12 protein-coding genes are annotated in these 18,352 nt (G+C 37.0%); 7 read left to right on the top strand and 5 right to left on the bottom strand.

From position 1 onward, the window contains the following. Nucleotides 1-65 precede the first annotated feature (65 nt). Genes B3C16_RS03495 through B3C16_RS03485 form a run of 3 tightly spaced genes read right to left on the bottom strand, consistent with a single transcriptional unit; the run spans nt 66 to nt 2,189 of the window. Nucleotides 66-416: a carboxymuconolactone decarboxylase family protein gene (locus B3C16_RS03495; RefSeq protein WP_121312990.1), complete on the bottom strand. Its 351-nt coding sequence runs from the start codon at nt 414-416 to the stop codon at nt 66-68. Then, nucleotides 409-1,224 carry a twin-arginine translocase subunit TatC gene (tatC, locus tag B3C16_RS03490; protein ID WP_121312991.1) on the bottom strand — a complete coding sequence of 272 codons (816 nt, stop codon included), beginning with the start codon at nt 1,222-1,224 and terminating at the stop codon, nt 409-411. Before tatC ends, B3C16_RS03495 begins: the two co-directional genes overlap by 8 nt. Further along, the gene (locus B3C16_RS03485; protein WP_199717113.1) at nt 1,224-2,189 is read right to left on the bottom strand and encodes a KpsF/GutQ family sugar-phosphate isomerase; all 966 of its coding nucleotides are present in this window, start codon (nt 2,187-2,189) and stop codon (nt 1,224-1,226) included. Before B3C16_RS03485 ends, tatC begins: the two co-directional genes overlap by 1 nt. Nucleotides 2,190-2,275: 86 nt before the next feature. Here B3C16_RS03485 and recQ point away from each other — a divergent pair, with 86 nt between their 5' ends. Continuing rightward, on the top strand, nt 2,276-4,471 hold the full coding sequence (gene recQ, locus B3C16_RS03480; RefSeq protein ID WP_291128816.1) for a DNA helicase RecQ: 2,196 nt from the start codon (nt 2,276-2,278) through the stop codon (nt 4,469-4,471). Nucleotides 4,472-5,236: 765 nt separating this feature from the next. Here the strand turns inward: recQ and B3C16_RS03475 are convergent. Both B3C16_RS03475 and B3C16_RS03470 read right to left on the bottom strand, forming a co-directional pair. Further along, nucleotides 5,237-9,538 (bottom strand): T9SS type A sorting domain-containing protein, encoded by a 4,302-nt coding sequence (locus tag B3C16_RS03475; RefSeq protein ID WP_291128929.1) that lies wholly within the window; start codon nt 9,536-9,538, stop codon nt 5,237-5,239. Nucleotides 9,539-9,791: 253 nt separating this feature from the next. Then, complete coding sequence (locus B3C16_RS03470; RefSeq protein WP_291128813.1) at nt 9,792-10,028, bottom strand: hypothetical protein; 237 nt, start codon at nt 10,026-10,028, stop codon at nt 9,792-9,794. 73 nt (nt 10,029-10,101) lie between these two features. Here B3C16_RS03470 and B3C16_RS03465 point away from each other — a divergent pair, with 73 nt between their 5' ends. From B3C16_RS03465 to B3C16_RS03440, 6 genes are all read left to right on the top strand, one after another. Next, entirely contained in the window at nt 10,102-11,664 is a 1,563-nt protein-coding gene (locus B3C16_RS03465) for an NAD(P)/FAD-dependent oxidoreductase (protein ID WP_291128810.1), read from the top strand. 83 nt (nt 11,665-11,747) lie between these two features. After that, nucleotides 11,748-12,800, top strand: a complete 1,053-nt coding sequence (locus B3C16_RS03460; protein ID WP_291128807.1) for a hypothetical protein — start codon at nt 11,748-11,750, stop codon at nt 12,798-12,800. Between the two features lie 79 nt (nt 12,801-12,879). Further along, nucleotides 12,880-13,404 carry a sigma-70 family RNA polymerase sigma factor gene (locus B3C16_RS03455; RefSeq protein ID WP_291128804.1) on the top strand — a complete coding sequence of 175 codons (525 nt, stop codon included), beginning with the start codon at nt 12,880-12,882 and terminating at the stop codon, nt 13,402-13,404. 11 nt (nt 13,405-13,415) lie between these two features. Continuing rightward, entirely contained in the window at nt 13,416-14,318 is a 903-nt protein-coding gene (locus B3C16_RS03450) for a FecR family protein (RefSeq protein ID WP_291128802.1), read from the top strand. After that, nucleotides 14,315-16,609, top strand: coding sequence for a TonB-dependent receptor plug domain-containing protein (locus B3C16_RS03445; RefSeq protein ID WP_291128799.1), 2,295 nt, complete (start codon nt 14,315-14,317; stop codon nt 16,607-16,609). Before B3C16_RS03450 ends, B3C16_RS03445 begins: the two co-directional genes overlap by 4 nt. A gap of 93 nt (nt 16,610-16,702) precedes the next feature. Next, nucleotides 16,703-18,283 carry an NADP-dependent glyceraldehyde-3-phosphate dehydrogenase gene (locus B3C16_RS03440; RefSeq protein ID WP_291128796.1) on the top strand — a complete coding sequence of 527 codons (1,581 nt, stop codon included), beginning with the start codon at nt 16,703-16,705 and terminating at the stop codon, nt 18,281-18,283. Nucleotides 18,284-18,352 lie beyond the last annotated feature (69 nt).

Here is an 18,352-nt window from a genome sequence, read left to right as displayed (position 1 = left end):
AAACAAATTAACAAATCAGCAGGCTACTCTTTAACAATTATTTAGACTAGTTTATGCTCTTCGGCTTACAGCTTCGATTCTTCCAACGCTTCCCAAAACTCGTAAGCTCTTCTTAAATGAGGTACAACAATGGTTCCGCCAACTAGTGTGGCAATGCCCATGGCTTCCATCATTTCTTCTTTGGTTACGCCTTCTTTATAACTGGTTTCTAAATGGTATTTCACACAATCATCACAGCGTAAAACTGTCGAAGCTACTAAACCCAAAAGTTCTTTGGTTTTAACATCCAAAGCACCTTCGGCATAGGCGTTGGTGTCCAAGTTGAAAATTCTTTTTACAATTTTGTTATTGTCAGCCAATAACTTTTCGTTCATCTTAGAACGATAGTCGTTAAATTCTTTTACTAAATCAGACATTTTCTTTTTCTTTTTTTACCACTACTGCGGAAATTAAAATACTCACTTCATATAAAATCAATATCGGAATCGAAACCACAACCTGACTAGGGATGTCCGGAGGAGTTACTATCGCGGCTACAATCAAAATAATCACGATGGCCGCTCTCCTGTATTTTCTCAAAAAAGCCGGTGTTACCAGTCCTAATTTGGTTAAGAAATAAATGATAATCGGTAATTCAAAAACCAATCCACTCGCTACTACTGATGTCTTTATCATGCTGATATAGGAATCAATAGTAAACTGATTGACGATGGCATTGCTCACATTAAAGGTGGCAAAAAAGTTAATCGATAAAGGCACAATTACAAAGTAACCGAATAGCACACCAATGAAAAATAACAAAGAAGAGATGATGATGAAAAGCGCGGCGTTTTTGCGTTCTTTTTCATAGAGTGCCGGACTGATAAATCGCCAAAATTCATACAGGATATAAGGAAAACCAAGTATAAAACCAGCTGTGATTAATATCCACAAGTAAATGGAAAACTGTCCGCCAACTTCGGTGTTTTGTATGATAAACGAATATTCTGTAGCACAGGCATAAGTATCATCTACACCAAAAAAACGCGTTAATTGACAAAAAAATCGGTACGTGATAAAGTTGGGGTCTTTTGGTCCAAAAATGATTTGGTCGAAAATGTAGTCATCAATAAAATAACAAGCGCAGGCAATAATTACTATCGCCAAAGTACTTCTTACCAATAACCACCTTAATTCTTCGAGATGGTCTAAGAATGACATCTCGCCCATAGGTTTTCTAGCCATTATACAATCCCTTCTTTTAAAATGTCATGTAAATGTAAAACGCCTTTGTATTCGCCATTGTCTACCACCACTAATTGCGTTATCGAGAAATCTTCTAAAATATTTAAAGCATCGCTAACCATATCGGTTGATTTAATCATTTTCGGATTCACGGTCATAATATCTTGTGCAACCAAACCTGAAATGTTTTCGGTTTTATTCAGCATTCTTCGGATGTCACCATCAGTGATGATTCCGATAACTTTATGATTGTCAACTACAGCGGTAACGCCTAAACGTTTTTCAGAGATTTCTATAATTACGGTTTTGATATTAGAATCGGGAGCCACAATCGGTTTATGAGTAGTGTCAAGCATATCGCCGACACGTAATAATAATTTTTTACCCAAAGCACCACCGGGATGGTATTTGGCAAAATCTTCAGCGGTGAAGTTTCTCATTTCCATTAGGCAAACCGCAATCGCATCGCCAATGACTAATTGTGCGGTTGTGCTGTTGGTTGGTGCCAAGTTAATCGGACAAGCTTCGCTTTCAACATAGGTGTTCAAAACATAATCAGCTTCTTTGCCCAAAAACGAAGTCGTGTTTCCGGTAATGGCAATCAATTTGTTACCAAAACGCTTCAATAACGGAACCAAAACTTTAATTTCAGGACTGTTACCGCTTTTAGAAATACAAATCACCACATCTCCTGGTTGGACCATGCCTAAATCACCATGAATCGCTTCGGAAGCGTGGAGGAATAAGGATGGCGTTCCGGTCGAATTTAGTGTGGCGACAATTTTCTGTGCGATGATGGCACTTTTGCCAATTCCTGTCACTACTAATCTTCCGGAAGCATTGTATATGATTTCAACAGTTTTGACAAAATCGTCATTTACAAAATCTACCAGCTTTGCAATGGCTTCACTTTCTGATAATATGGTCTTCTTGGCAGAGGCTAAAATGGTTTCTTTAGGTATCAAAATTGAAATAATATAAAATTTGTATGTATGAAAGAAAGTCGTATCTTTATGTTTGCAAATTTATGTAAAAATACCATTAACACAGAATGAATTTAGACGAAATTGACATCCACAAAGAATTAAAAAAGTATTTTGGTTTTAGCCAATTTAAAGGTTTACAGGAACAAGTCATCAAAAGTATTATTACTAAACATAATACATTCGTTATAATGCCAACCGGCGGTGGAAAATCACTTTGTTATCAATTACCGGCCTTAATACAAAACGGAACAGCGATTGTGGTTTCACCACTAATTGCCTTAATGAAAAATCAAGTCGATGCCATTAGAAGTTTGTCTTCTGAAAATGGGATTGCGCATGTGTTAAATTCGTCACTGACGAAAACCGAAATCAATCAGGTAAAAAAAGATATTACTTCAGGAATTACCAAGTTGCTTTATGTGGCACCGGAATCTTTGACCAAAGAAGAATATGTAGAATTTCTGCAAAGTGTGACCATATCTTTCGTTGCGATAGATGAAGCGCACTGTATTTCAGAATGGGGACATGATTTCAGACCTGAATACCGAAATCTTAGACACATTATCAAGCAATTAGGCGACGTGCCTGTAATCGGTTTAACAGCTACGGCTACGCCAAAAGTACAGGAAGATATTCTGAAGAATTTGGATATGTCTGACGCAACGACTTTTAAAGCGTCTTTTAACCGTCCGAATTTATTTTACGAAGTACGAACCAAAACCAAAAATATAGAAGCGGATATCATTCGTTTTATTAAGCAACACAAAGGCAAATCGGGCATCATTTATTGCTTGAGCCGTAAAAAGGTAGAAGAAATTGCCGAAGTACTTCAAGTAAACGGAATTTCAGCCGTTCCATATCATGCCGGTTTGGATGCTAAAACTCGTGCCAAACACCAAGATATGTTTCTGATGGAAGATGTTGATGTGGTGGTGGCGACTATTGCTTTCGGAATGGGAATTGACAAACCGGATGTTCGTTTTGTAATTCACCATGACATTCCAAAATCCTTAGAAAGTTATTACCAAGAAACCGGTCGTGCCGGTCGCGATGGAGGCGAAGGTCATTGTTTGGCTTATTACTCTTATAAAGACGTTGAAAAACTAGAAAAATTCATGTCGGGCAAACCGGTTGCTGAGCAAGAGATTGGTTTTGCATTACTTCAGGAAGTTGTGGCTTATGCTGAAACTTCGATGTCGAGACGTAAGTTTTTGTTGCATTATTTCGGAGAAGAATTTGACAGCGAAACGGGTGATGGTGCCGATATGGATGACAATGTTCGCAACCCAAAATCGAAAGTCGAAGCCAAAGACCAAGTCAAAATGGTATTGGAAGTCGTTCGCGATACCAAATATTTATACAAATCAAAAGAAATTGTATTTACGCTTATTGGAAGAGTAAATGCTACCATAAAGGCCCATAGAACTGATGCCCAAACCTTTTTTGGTTGTGGTTCAGCCTTTGATGAACGCTATTGGATGGCATTGATTCGTCAGGTTTTAGTAGATGGATTGTTAACCAAAGACATTGAAACTTACGGAATTTTAAAAGTCTCTGACAAAGGACATGCCTTTATTAAAAATCCGGTTTCTTTCCTGATGTCGGAAGACCATGAATACAGCGAAAGCGAAGATGAAGCCATCGTAACCGCAGCCAAATCAAGCGGTACAGCTGACGAAGTTTTGATGAGTATGTTGCGCGAATTGCGTAAAAAGGTTGCTAAGAAATTAGGTGTTCCACCATTTGTAGTGTTTCAAGATCCATCTTTGGAAGATATGGCTTTGAAATATCCAATTACGATTGATGAATTGAGTAATGTTCACGGAGTAGGTGAGGGCAAAGCCAAGAAATATGGAAAGGAATTCGTAGAACTTATTGAAAGATATGTAGAAGACAATGATATCATTCGTCCGGATGATTTGGTGGTAAAATCTACCGGAGCCAATTCGGCCAATAAATTGTATATCATTCAAAATATCGACCGAAAATTATCTCTTGAAGATATTGCCAAAGCGAAAGGCTTTACGATGGATAATTTGCTTAAAGAAATGGAGCAAATTGTCTATTCAGGAACCAAATTGAATATCAGCTATTGGATAAACGAAATTTTGGACGAAGAGCAGCAAGAAGAAATTCATGAGTATTTTATGGATTCTGAATCTGATAAGATTGAAGACGCGTTAAAAGAATTTGATGGCGATTATGATATTGAAGAGTTGCGCTTGATGCGAATTAAATTTATTAGTGAAGTGGCGAATTAGAAGTTAAAAAGCAGATTTCAGAAGGCAGATTTTATTTAAATATTATAAACAAAAACGGCTACTTGTGAAAGTAGCTTTTTTTAATTTTACTTGTTTTATAAAGTGTTAAACGATTGAAAAATGTTTCGTTACTAATTTTGAAACATTACTCTTCTTTGTTTATTGTCTGATAAGAAGGGCTACTAATGGCACAGAAGCAAAACCTAAGATAATGTATAACCAAGATAGAATTTCGGTTATTTTATTATTAGCTGATGATCTTTTATAATGCTCGTAAATACTTAGATATCGCTTTTTATTAGTAAACCATAAATAGTTTATTAAAGTAAAAGTAAATCCTAATACAATTATTGGATGTTTATATAGAAAAGAAACATTGTTGCTTACAAAAAATAGTAACCTAAAATCAATCCGCATATAATATAAAAATACGATGATACGCCAACAATAACCGAAGCTGTTAACGAAGGAATGTCATTTTTATATTTACCATCTTTATAGTATCTTTTAAAAATATGATAGAAAACTAAATTATACCAATTCATATTATTTTTTTAGGTTTAGTTGCTGTATGATTGTCAATATATACAATGCACGAATTTGCAATATGTGCTAAAACAAATCTAATAAATTACCTCTGAATCATACTGTAATAAAGCATAATTGAGCGCAGAACTAAAATAATAATTTACAGGTGTAATCTATAACTAGAATAAAAAAAACCGCCTCGGTAGGAGACGGTTTTTTATTGCAATAAATTTAGTTTTATCTTTTAATCACTTGAAGGGTTTTTGCTTTTCCTTCTTGGGTAACTGATACATTGTAAATTCCGGATGGATAACCATTGCCGATTTCTACATTAGATAATTCATTATGACCAACAGTTCTGTACTCAATTAATCTTCCCACCATATCGTATACCTTGATTGCAACATCTGCAGCATTATTGGTTTGAATGTCTAATTTGAAGGTTGAGGTATATGGATTTGGATACGCCACCACTCTGGATAATAATTGGGAAGTTGGATTTCCTAGATCACACTCTTCTGCAGTTTGTACAGTGGCTGTAACCGCAACTCTCGCTGAAGAACATATTTCGGTCACATTCCAATCAAAGAAGAAGTAATAGCTATAAGTATCAATATCACCATAAGCAAATCCTCCTACAATAGATACAGCACCATTGTTAACCGGGTAAGGATTTGGGAACGGACTAGTATAAGCCAAAGCATTATCATAAGAAGCGCCATCGGTAATTAGAAGCGTATAATTATCTCCTGCTGGTAACGAATAATTTAGGGTAACGGTTTGAGCCGTATTAGTTGGAGACCATCCGGAAGCAGTATCCGGTGTAAAAATAACATCGGCAGTTCCCGGTACTTGAATACCATTTTGGAACACTTTTATTGTTATTGGTGCCGCTCCCGTTCCACCTGGGTTTTGTTGCGGATAAACTTTAACCGAATTTAAAATAATGGAATTCGATAAATTAAAGGCCAAACCTCTGTCAAGAGTTCCTGAACCGTAACCATCATTGGTATAAGCTAAACCGGCTGTACCTGCAGTGGTTGATTCTGTTCCTGCAAAGTAAGTTGTAGTTGTTGTGATTACAGGAGTTGTAAACGAGTTTCCTGTTGCTAATGCAGCGCCACCGGTTTGTGCAGCGTACCATTTAACATCACCTGCCGAAGAGGTTGCCGATAAAGTAGCTGTATCTATTGGTTGACAAATTGTTGCCGGTGTAGTAGCGGTAATAGTATTGTTTAATGTAATTTGAATTGGTGTAGAAGCTACGGTTGTTGTACTAAACGAACAAGTAACATTACAACGATAATAAGTATTTTCTACCGGAGCAACTGAAACAGTTGTAGCTGTAGCTCCATCAATGTCTGTATAGTTTGAATCTGTAGTAGAGCTTTGCCATTGGTAAGTTATACCTTCACCAACAATAACATTTTCTAAACGTAAAGTTATCGCTTTACCACCACAAATAGTAGTTTCTGTAGATAAGGTATTGCCCGGAGTCACTGTAGAACATTCTGCTTGTCTTGCGGTAGAAAAGAATCCGTCAAAATCAGCAAAAGGCAATGGATTAGTATTAGACGTTAACATATTTAGTGTTCCTGATTCAAAAGTTGCCGTAATTCCAAAATCATTGTCATAAATTCCGGCAGCTGAAGGTGCTTGAACAATAATGCTGCTTTCAATTGCGTTGGCATCGGCGACTTTAATGTTGAAATCGATAACTGTACCAGCAGTTTTTGAAACTTCCCATCTGTTTTGGCTCAAGTGTGCAATGTTTGCAGAAGCTGTACCGGTGTTTGTGTCAAAAGCTTCCACTTTTAAATTAGTTCCTGGACTTCCAAATCCTCCCGAAGGAGTAGTAACAGCAACCCAGATAGGAGCATAAGATGATTTTCCAACAGGGAAAAAGAATTTATCTATAAAACCTGAACCATTGGTTAAATCATTGGCATTTTGACCACCACCAATATCTTTAGCAAATGGACCATCTACATAACAAGTTTCACCAAAGTTACCTGTTAAAGAAGCTGTATATGACATTGCCGGAGCTCCAACGGTTAAAACACTGGTTGATGACGTATGGATAATTCCTTCAGTCATTGTCAAAGAAGAAACTACATTAAAAGGTACCATGAAAGTGACACCTTCTGTACTGGTATTATTAACTCTAAGTTGAGAAACAGAACCAGTATTATCTGGTGTATTCAACATTGTTTCCGTTTGTGCATTAAATGTACCTGTACCGGAAATGGTTTGAGCTTTAGTGGTAGCTACAGAAGTTCCCTCAATGTAGTTCCCAAAATAAGTATTGTTGTATAAATTTAACGCTCCGTTGTTGGTAATGTTTCCACCAAAATAAGTATCAACGCCTTGCCCTTTTACTTTTCCTTGTGTGATGGTAAAATCATTTTGAACATTCATTATTGAAATGTTATTAGGATTGCTGGAATCTAAATTAACAAAACGATTAGTAGCGTCTGGAGCATTCACAATTAAGTTGTTTAATGAAAGCGTTCCTTCTCCGGCTCTGAAATTACAGTTAAATCCACTAGTAGTTATAAGACTTTTCTCTATCGAAATACCATCTCCGATTTTCAAAGTGTGATTGGCACCAATCGCATAATTGCTGCTTGATTCGTAAACAAAAGTTGAAGGAGAATAGGATACGTCATAGAAAGTTAAAGTCAAAGGTAAAGTCAACCCTGTTAACGGTAAACTTGGATTGGTATTGATTGAACCATCAAAATTGATATTAGCAATGGTAGTTCCTGCTGGAATACCAGCACCAACTATAATTTGCCCCACAGACAATCCATCAACAGAATCTAAAGTCACACTTGAAGGATACCAACACAACCATCCAGTACAAGGAACAATCTCCGTGGCAGTATGAGTCGTTGCTAAAGTCGTACTCGAAACCGCAGGATCAACAATAGTTATTGAACCTCCCGTTAAGTTTAAAGTCGAATTTCCAATTTTGAAAAGTGTTTGGACAGTACTGGTAGCTGCGTCACCATTGTGATTACCATCAACAATAATATCACCGGCAATTTGGTTGAATGTACTGCCATTAGCATGTAGAACATTACCGTTTACGATAAGAGAACCGCCGTTCATGGTATAAGTTCCTGCATTGAAAAAGGTAGCGTTATTATTAGTACAGCCAACAGTCAAAGTATTTAAATCACTCACCAAAGAAGCACCGACAGATATATTTACACCCGCTGCAGAACCAGCTGCGTTAACGGTTATGGTATGTCCTGAAAGTATAGTTACAGTATCTGAGCAAGATGGTATACTGTTATTACTCCATGTTGAAGCAGTATTCCAATCACCGGTTTGTACTGATGTTACCGGAGTATCTAAAGCGGCATTATAACCCACTTGAAAAGTGTTGTTTAAATCGGAATCAGAAAGATTTAGTCTTGAAGCAAATGGTGTAACGGTTCCCGTTTGATGGTTGCCAATTGTTGTACCGTCTACTTTAATAATTCTTGAATTACCATTTTTGATTAAATAAGCGTCCTGAGCTACAAAAGCTATAGCATGATTCCCGATAGGAAAAGCATAAGTGCCATCTTTAGCGATAGTCCATGCACCTTCATAAATATCAGTTACCGTATAAGAACCATCAGCAACAGAAAATCCAGAAGCTACTCCCGGTTCATCATAATATGTCACCGAAAGCTCTCCTGATGTTCCTGAAGCATTTGGGTCACTTGGTCTTGAAATAAATGCGGATCTGCTTTTACCGTTTGCACTGATAAAAGGAAATAATGTATTGCTGCTATAATAGTCAGTACCTGGTGTTATGGCAGCAGGGTTGTCATAAATACTATACCATCTTCCAATTGTACCGCTTAAAAAACCACTGCCAACAGCAATAGTTGTAGTAGCTGTAGCGTAATTTCCAATGGTCATTTTATTTGTGCCCAAGTTAACTCGGGTATTGGTAAGTGATAGTACACTTCTAATTTTGATATTGTTAAATCCCCAAATTATATTTGGAGTAGCTGTGCTTGTATTATTAACAATCAACTGATTAATAACGGCTCCGGTATTTGTATTGTTTGTTAAATATAAAGTGCCACCAAAAGTCCCTAAACCACTAACGGTTTGCACTGTTGAGCCATTCAAATTCAAAGCACCTTCAGGGGTATAATTTGAGCCAATGGACAAATCAATCCTACCATTGTTTGTGATATTTCCTGCTACAGTAAGTTGTGTTGCTTTGTCATAACCCCAACCACCTGCATCATAATAGAAAACGCCATCAAACAAACCACCTGAGTTAACAGTCAAATTGCCCGTTATGATAAAATCAGCAGAGTTAGAGCCGCTTTCTAATATTCCACCAATGGTGGCGTTGTTAATCGTTATCAAATCATCAAGGAGCACTGTTGTTCCTGAAGCGATAATAATATTGTCTGTTGAAGTTGGTGCAGTAGCAGTGCCCCAAGTAGTAGGGTCGGTAAAATTACCCGACTGTACTGAAGTAAAAGTCGTCTGAGAATGCCCGCTTGATAGGACAAGCAATAACATCACAACTGAAAAAAAACTTTTTTTAGCCCGATTGTTATCTCGGCTCAAAAGATTTTTAAAAATGTAGTTTAAAAACATAGGATTAGATGATTTAGTTAATTACCCAAATCTAATTACTTATATCCTATATAATATACGTTACACTTTCAAAATGGCAGAATTTTTAAAGCTTTTTTAAAGCTTTTTTCCTTTGTTTTACTAGGGTTTACAATAATAGAACTATTAAATCTTCTTTATGTTTTCTGCAATCTGATTACTGATATATTTCGCCACGATGAGGCTTCAAAGTATCCCGAACAGTTATCATATTTTCATCCGTCACGACCATAAAAGCAATAGCATACATTTCGTTTTTAATTTCAAATCCGGTAATATTGATAGGAAGTTTTTCAATAGCAATATATTCCTTTAAATGAATTTCATGATGTTCGGCTGTTTTTGCAGAAGCCGGACCACGGAAATCCCAAATGAGTTTAATTTGTCTTGACATTTTAGTTTAAATGTAGTTTTGGCAAAATTACGATAACAATTTTCAAATTCTTACTTTTGCCAAAAATTATCCGATGCCACAAGAATTACTCATACAAGTTTCTCCCGAGACTGCCAATAACGAAACATTACTCTATGAGAATGTAGCTCAATTAGTTAGAGTTTCTACTAAATTGGTTCATAAAGTGGTAATTCTAAAGCGTTCAATTGACGCGCGTCAAAAAGCAATAAAAATCAATCTTAAAGTTTTGGTCTATCTGATTGATGAAAAATATACCGAACAAAAAATCGAACTTCCCGAATACAAAAACGTTTCCAATGCTCAAGAAGTAATTATCGTTGGCGCTGGTCCGGCCGGACTTTTTGCAGCCTTACAGTTGATTGAATTGGGTTTGAAACCAATAGTAATTGAGCGAGGCAAAGACGTTCGAGGTCGTCGCCGTGATTTAAAAGCGATTAATGTCGACCATATTGTCAACGAAGATTCCAATTATTGTTTTGGCGAAGGCGGCGCAGGAACATATTCAGATGGTAAATTATATACGCGTTCCAAAAAGCGTGGTGATGTCGACAGAATTCTACAATTATTAGTAGGTTTTGGGGCTACATCTGATATTCTTGTCGAAGCGCATCCGCATATCGGTACCAATAAGTTACCGCAAATCATTCAAGACATTCGTGAGAAAATAATAGAGTGCGGCGGACAAGTTTTATTCGAAACCCGTGTCACCGATTTTGTAGTCAAGAGTAATGAAATGCAAGGGATCATAACCCAAAAGGGTGATACGATTTTGGCTAACAAAGTCATTTTGGCCACAGGACATTCGGCTCGTGATATTTTTGAATTGCTCGATAGAAAAAAGATTTTTATTGAGGCCAAACCTTTTGCCTTGGGCGTTCGTGCCGAACATCCGCAAGAATTAATCGATAAAATCCAATACAGTTGCGATTTCCGAGGTGAACATTTGCCACCGGCGCCTTATTCTATTGTGAAGCAAGTCAACGGTCGCGGCATGTATTCGTTTTGTATGTGTCCGGGTGGCGTAATTGCTCCTTGTGCTACCAGTCCGGGGGAAGTGGTAACCAATGGTTGGTCGCCATCCAAACGCGATCAAGCTACCGCAAATTCAGGCATTGTAGTCGAATTAAAACTAGAAGATTTCAAACCTTTCGCTCAATTCGGAGCACTCGCCGGAATGGAGTTCCAAAAAAGTATCGAGCAACGCGCCTGGCATTTGGCAGGGGAAACTCAAAAAGTGCCTGCGCAAAGAATGGTCGATTTTACCCAAAATAAAGTTTCCGCATCCATTCCGAAAACTTCTTATGTTCCCGGAACGACTTCAGTAGAAATGGGACAAGTTTTCCCCGGATTTTTAACCCAAATCATGCGCGAAGGTTTTATCCAGTTCGGAAAATCGATGCGTGGTTATATGACCAATGAAGCGATTCTTCACGCACCGGAAAGCAGAACTTCATCTCCGGTAAGAATTCCGCGTGACAATGAAACGCTCGAACACTTGCAAATCAAAGGGTTATATCCTTGTGGCGAAGGTGCCGGTTTTGCCGGAGGAATCATTTCTGCCGCTATCGACGGTGAAAAATGTGCACTGAAAATTGCACTAAGTCTCTCAAAATAAATTATATTTCATTTTTATTTAGAAAAAAGTAGGGTGACGGCATTTTGTGTTGTCTAACCTTTAAACACTAAATTATAAATAAGATGAAAAAGATTAAAATTTTACTATTGCTTTTGACCGTTTCGGTCGCAGGTTTCTATTCGTGTACCGATAATGATCCGGTAGAAAACGAAGTGGTTACTTCTAAAAGTATTTCGTTAAGAACCACTTTAAACGAAATTAAAAAAGCGAACAACATCAACGGAAAAAATGAATTGTCTACTCAAGACCAAGCGTTTTGTTTCAATTTTGTTTTTCCGCTCAATCTTTCCTATAACAATGGAACGGTGGTAACAGTTTCTTCTTATGAGGGTTTAATTGCGGTTTTGGCCAGTGAAACCAGTACTTTTTATTTTGAAGGCATTCAGTTTCCTTTCCAAGTACAACAAGAAGGTGTGATTACTACGATTGATGACGAAGCTGAATTTTTCGCTTTGATTTTAGATTGTAATTTTCCAACTGTAAATAATTTTGTTTTTGATTTTACGTGTTATGATATTGTTTATCCGATATCGATTATCAATGCCAATAACGAAACAGTAGTAATTGAAACCCAAGTCGAATTGATGCAATATGTTTCAACACCTACAGGAGTAAGTACTTACCAGTTAAATATTGTATTCCCTATTTCAATTGAACAAAATGGGTTAACAATAGTAGTCAATGATTTATATGAATTTTTCGAAATAAACAACGATTGTCCAAGCAGTTCATGTATCTGTACCGCCGATTATACTCCGGTATGTGTACAAACCACGACAGGTATCGTTGTATATTCTAATGCATGTTTTGCACTATGTGACGGTTTTACGCAAGCTGATTTTGTAAGTTGTGATCCGATACTGACTACTAATTTTGGGAATGGTTTGGGATCATGTTTTACCATGAATTATCCTGTTCAAGTTCAACACCAAGGTGCTTTGGTTACCGCCAATAATAACGGAGAATTGCTACAGTATTATTTTCCATCATGGTCAAGTATTCCGGCTTTGGTTTATCCTTTAACAGTAAATTTTAGTACGCCAACAGGTTTTATTGCAGTTACTGTTGCTGACCAAGCCGCATTTGAAGCGGCAATTATCAATAATTGTAATTAAATTGACTATAAAAATTGGGAAAGATTAAAGTTAATTGCGACACAGCCTTAGCGATAGGGTTGTGTCGGCAATTTAAGTTATGAAAGAAGAAAACCAAAATGTAAAGCTTTGCTCCGAAGCGGTTTTTCGCTCGGTTTTTGACACTAATTTTAAAGTGTTGCGGAACTTTTTGGTGTATAAATTCAGAGGCGATATAGAAAGCGCCGAAGATGTAGCCCAAAACGCTTTTGTCAAACTTTGGGAAAATTGTGGTATCCTCCAACCCGAACAAGCCAAAAGCTTTTTATACACCACAGCGATTAGGCTTTCGCTGAATAAAATAAAGCACCATCAAGTAGTGAATAATTTTGAGATACAATTTAAACCCAAATCATCACACAAAGAATCACCGGAGTTTTTGATGGAGGAAACCGAATTAAAAACCCAATTAGAAAAAGCCATAAACGATTTGCCCGAAAAGCAAAGAACCGTATTTCTAATGAACCGTTTCGACAATCAGTCCTATACTGAAATCGCAGTATCTTTAGATTTATCGGTAAAAGCAGTAGAAAAACGAATGCATCAAGCCTTATTGTCCCTTAGGAAAGTTGTCAAAAACGTTTGAAAAATAATAAGATGGAAGAGAGAAACGAAACGTATTTATCCGATTGGTTAGCCAACAAAATCACCGATGAACAATTAAAACAATTGGTTTCTGCGGATGATTTTGCAGCGTTCCAACAAATCAAAAATACACTAAACGATTTTGAAATCAGCAACCCCGATTTGGAACAAAACTTTAGCGCTATCCAACAAAAGTTAGTCGATAAAAAGCAAGCTAAAACTAAAGTAATTCCGCTTTGGCGATATGCTTCGATTGCCGCTAGTTTTTTGATTTTGTTTGGGATTTATCACTTTTTTATTGCCCAAAATAAAATTGCAACCGATTTTGGAAATACCGAGATAATAACTTTAGCCGACAATTCTAAAGTGTCATTGAATGCCAAATCAATACTGACCTATTGTAATACATTCGAATACAACCGAACTTTGCAATTAGAAGGGGAAGCTTTTTTTGAAGTCGAAAAAGGAAGTGCTTTTACAGTAGAAACTTCGCTTGGCGATATTAAAGTTTTGGGAACTAAATTTAATGTGATTGCTTTCCAAGATTTCTTCGAAGTAAAGTGCTATGAAGGCAAAGTGCAAGTTACCCAAAAAGGAAAATCAACCATTTTAACACATGGCGAAAGTGTTCGTTTTTATAACGGTATTTCTGAAAATTGGGCAGAATTGAATTCGGAAAAACCATCATGGATTTCCGGCGAATCGTCCTTTAAAAATGTGCCGATGCGTTATGTAATTGAGCAATTTAAAAACCAATACAATGTTGCTGTCGAATACCCGAATACCATTGAAAATATAAAATTCACCGGAACATTTACCCATAATGAACCAACCGTGGCGTTGCAAACCATTTGTTTGCCGTTGCATTTAAAATTTAGCAAAGACAGTACAGGAAAAATTATCATTTCTGAATGAAAAAAATAGTTTTGTTGGGCTTCTTTTTGTGTTGGATGTCATTTTCTTGGTCACAAAAAAAAGAGTCTTTTATTTATACCAATGCAAAACTCACCAAAGTGCTTTCCGATCTCGAGAAAGCTTTTGAGGTTAAATATTCTTATGTCGATTCGTTAGTGGTTTCTCATCGATTTTCTGTTCCAAAAAAGCTTTACACTTTAGCCGAAATTAATACAGAAATTGAAAAGCAATCGACTTTAAAAGTCATCCAAATCAACGACCGATTTTATTCGATTAACCAAGCTGAAACTGCTGTGAATTCAGAGAAAGTGATTCCGCTACAAGAAGTCATAGTCGAAGAGTTTTTGGCGAAAGGCATACAGAAAACCAACCAACATTACATCATTTCTCCTCAAAAAGTCCAAACGCTTCCCGGAATTACCGATGCCGATATTTTACAGTCATTGCAACAATTACCCGGTGTGAAAAGTCCAAACGAAACCGCCACAGGTTTGTACATTCGCGGTGGTACTTCCGACCAAAATTTGATACTGATGGATGGCATTCGGTTGTATCATCCCGGACATTTATTCGGCATGATTTCGAGTATCAATCCGAATGTAGAGCAAACGGTGAATTATTATAATAAAGCCGTAAATCCAAAGTTTGGTGAAAGAGTTTCCGGCATCATCGACATCAAATCCACCGATAAAATTTCGAGTAAAACCAAAATAAATGCAGGAATTAATGCCCTAAATGCGGATGTTTATGTCCAAATGCCTTTGGTTAAAGAAAAATTAGGTTTGCAACTTTCGGGTAGAAAATCTTATACGGAATGGCTTCAATCACCGACTTTCAATCAATTAGAAAACAAGGTTTTTCAGAATATTAACTTGGAGGATTTTGACAATAACAACCAATTCAAATTTCATGATTATTCCGCCAAATTAAATTTTAAGCCAAATAACAAAACCGAGATTTCACTTTCAGGCTTGGTCATCAAAAATGATTTGGATTATAGAAATATCATCAAAACCGATAGCATCAACAACCAAAAAATGAACATCGAGAACTATGGTTTTAGTCTGAATTGGACCCAAAAATACAGTCAGAGATTCATTCAGAGAACTTTAATTTTTTATTCGCTTTATAGCTTTGATTACCTCAAAAAACAAGATTATGACACCAATAAATTCGAAGCGTTTAAAAAATTAAATAGAGTAGTTGATTCGGGTGCGGAAATAAATTTTAGTTACCAAATCAAAGGCCAATCCAATTTCGATTTTGGATACCAAGTGTTCGGAAATGATATTTCGCATTTGTTCAACAGTTACAATCAGGACATTGGCGTGGTTTTGAGTTTGAAACATTTGTACAATGTCACTCACGCCGGATATGCCCATTTTAAAAAAGATGTTGGCAGTTGGCTTATCCAACCCGGTTTGCGTTATAATTTTTACAGCCAAATGAAAGCTTCGAGTTTCGAACCTCGATTTTTGCTTCAAAAAACAATTTCTGAATCACTGATTTGGCAAGCGTCGTATGAGCAAAGAAGTCAGATTTTGAGCCAAGTACGCGAAAGTGCTGCCAACGATTTGAGTTTAGAAAATTACGTTTGGGTGCTTTCCGATGATAACGAATACCCAATTCAGAAAGTGAATCAGTTTACTTCGGGTATCATTTTCAAAAAGAATAATTGGCTTTTAGATGTTGACGCCTATTATAAAACGATTACCGGAATTACTTCATTTACCTTGGGCTTTTTAGGCCAAAATGGTAATGAAATTAACCACGGAAAAGGCTTCACCAAAGGCGTTGATATTTTGCTTCAAAAAAGCACAGCGTCTTGGCGCGCCTGGATAACTTATACGTATCAGGATTCTCAAAATCAATTTGATGCTTTGAATGAAGGGAATTATTTTCCTTCCAATGCCGATATTAAACACAGTTTTAATTTGGCTTTCAATAAAAAATGGGACAACTTTTTGTTTACCGCAGGTTGGTTTTGGCACAGCGGAAAACCATTCAGCACGATTAATGATTCGGGAGAAATTTCTTCTTATAACTCCAAAAGATTGCCCAATTACCATCGCTTAGACCTTTCCGGCAGTTATCAGTTCCAAAATAAAAAAGGCAATACCTTTAAGATTGGCGCATCGATTTACAATCTCTACAACCGGAATGCTTTAATCAGTAAGGAATTGGGACGAAATTATGCCAATGTATCCGACTTTATTACACCGCGTTATTCAATGCAGGAATTTTATTCTTTAGGGATTATGCCGAATGTGTTTTTTAGAGTCAATTTCTAAAAGTTGTCAGTTACATCGATTTAGTTAATTTCTTTCCGCCAATTGATGTCGAGCGTTTTAACCAAAATAGTAACTTTATAAAAAACATTTTTTATGAGTACTATTCCAAGTGAATTTCAAATCACGACTTTATTAAACCAAGATACTTATTTAGTCAACGGCGAACTAAAAAAATGGACAGGTGAAACTACTCCGGTTTTCTCTACGATATCTTCCACGGATCATTATGCGCCAACGATTTTAGGTTCGATTCCGGCTATGGGCGAGATCGAAGGCAATGAAGTTGTCGATGCCGCGGTTGCCGCTTACAACAACGGACAAGGTTTGTGGCCAACGATGAAAGTTAGCGATCGTATCAAATGCATGGAGAATTTTGTGACCCAAATGAAAGCTACGCGTTCAGAAGTCGTAAAATACTTAATGTGGGAAATAGGGAAATCTCTACCCGATTCAGAGAAAGAATTTGACAGAACGGTCGAATACATTTACGACACCATAGAAGATTACAAAGAATTAGATCGAGACAATGCACGTTTTACCAAAACCCAAGGCGTTAATGCGATGGTTCGTCGCGGACCATTAGGCGTTGTACTTTGTCTTGGTCCGTATAATTATCCGTTGAATGAAACTTTTTCGTTGTTGATTCCGGCTATTATTATGGGAAACACCGTGATTTTCAAACCGGCAAAACACGGCGTATTGTTGATTTCTCCTTTATTGACAGCATTTCAAACCAGTTTCCCGAAAGGCGTTATCAATATCGTTTACGGTCGAGGCAGAGATGTTGCTTCACCAATCATGAAATCAGGAAAAGTAGATGTTTTGGGCTTAATTGGGAATAGTAAATCGGCGATTGCTTTACAGGATTTGCATCCGAATAAAAACCGTTTGCGTTTGATTCTTAGTTTGGAAGCCAAAAATCCGGCGATTATTTTACCTGATGCCGATTTGGATTTGGCCATTCAGGAATGCATTATTGGAACATTGTCTTTTAACGGACAACGTTGTACAGCTTTGAAAGTTTTATACGTTCACGAATCCATCGCTGCCGAATTCAATAGACGATTTTCCGAAAAAGTGGATGCTTTATCCTTTGGGAATCCATGGGAGAAAGGCGTCGCCTTGACACCGCTTCCGGAAAAGGACAAACCCAATTACATTCAAGAGTTAATTGATGATGCGCAGGACAAAGGCGCAAAAGTGATCAATCAAAAAGGCGGTCAACGAACCGAGAATTATATATTTCCGGCGGTTTTATTTCCGGTGAATAAAGAAATGCGAGTGTATCACGAAGAGCAATTTGGACCTGTAATTCCGATTTTGACTTTTAAAGATATTCAGGAACCGTTGAATGATATGGCGGAATCGAATTATGGACAACAAGTGAGTTTGTTTGGACAAGACATCAAGACCATTGCACCCTTGATTGATACATTAGTGAATTTGGTTTGCCGTGTGAATTTAAACAGTTCGTGCCAACGCGGTCCGGACGTGTATCCGTTTACCGGAAGAAAAGATTCAGCATTAGGAACATTAAGTATACATGATGCTTTGCGTTCGTTTTCTATTCGAACTTTCGTAGCTTCGAAAGACAATGCTTATAACAATGCGATTCTGCAGGAATTACTCAACAGCAAAGAATCTAATTTCATAAACACAGATTATATTTTATAAAACATAAAAATGAACACAGATTTCACAGATTACCACAAATTTATCTGTGGTAATCTGTGAAATCTGTGT

The sequence above is a fragment of the Flavobacterium sp. UBA7682 genome, from assembly GCF_002482945.1.
GTDB lineage: Bacteria > Bacteroidota > Bacteroidia > Flavobacteriales > Flavobacteriaceae > Flavobacterium.
This window is presented reverse-complemented; position numbering and strand designations above follow the sequence as displayed.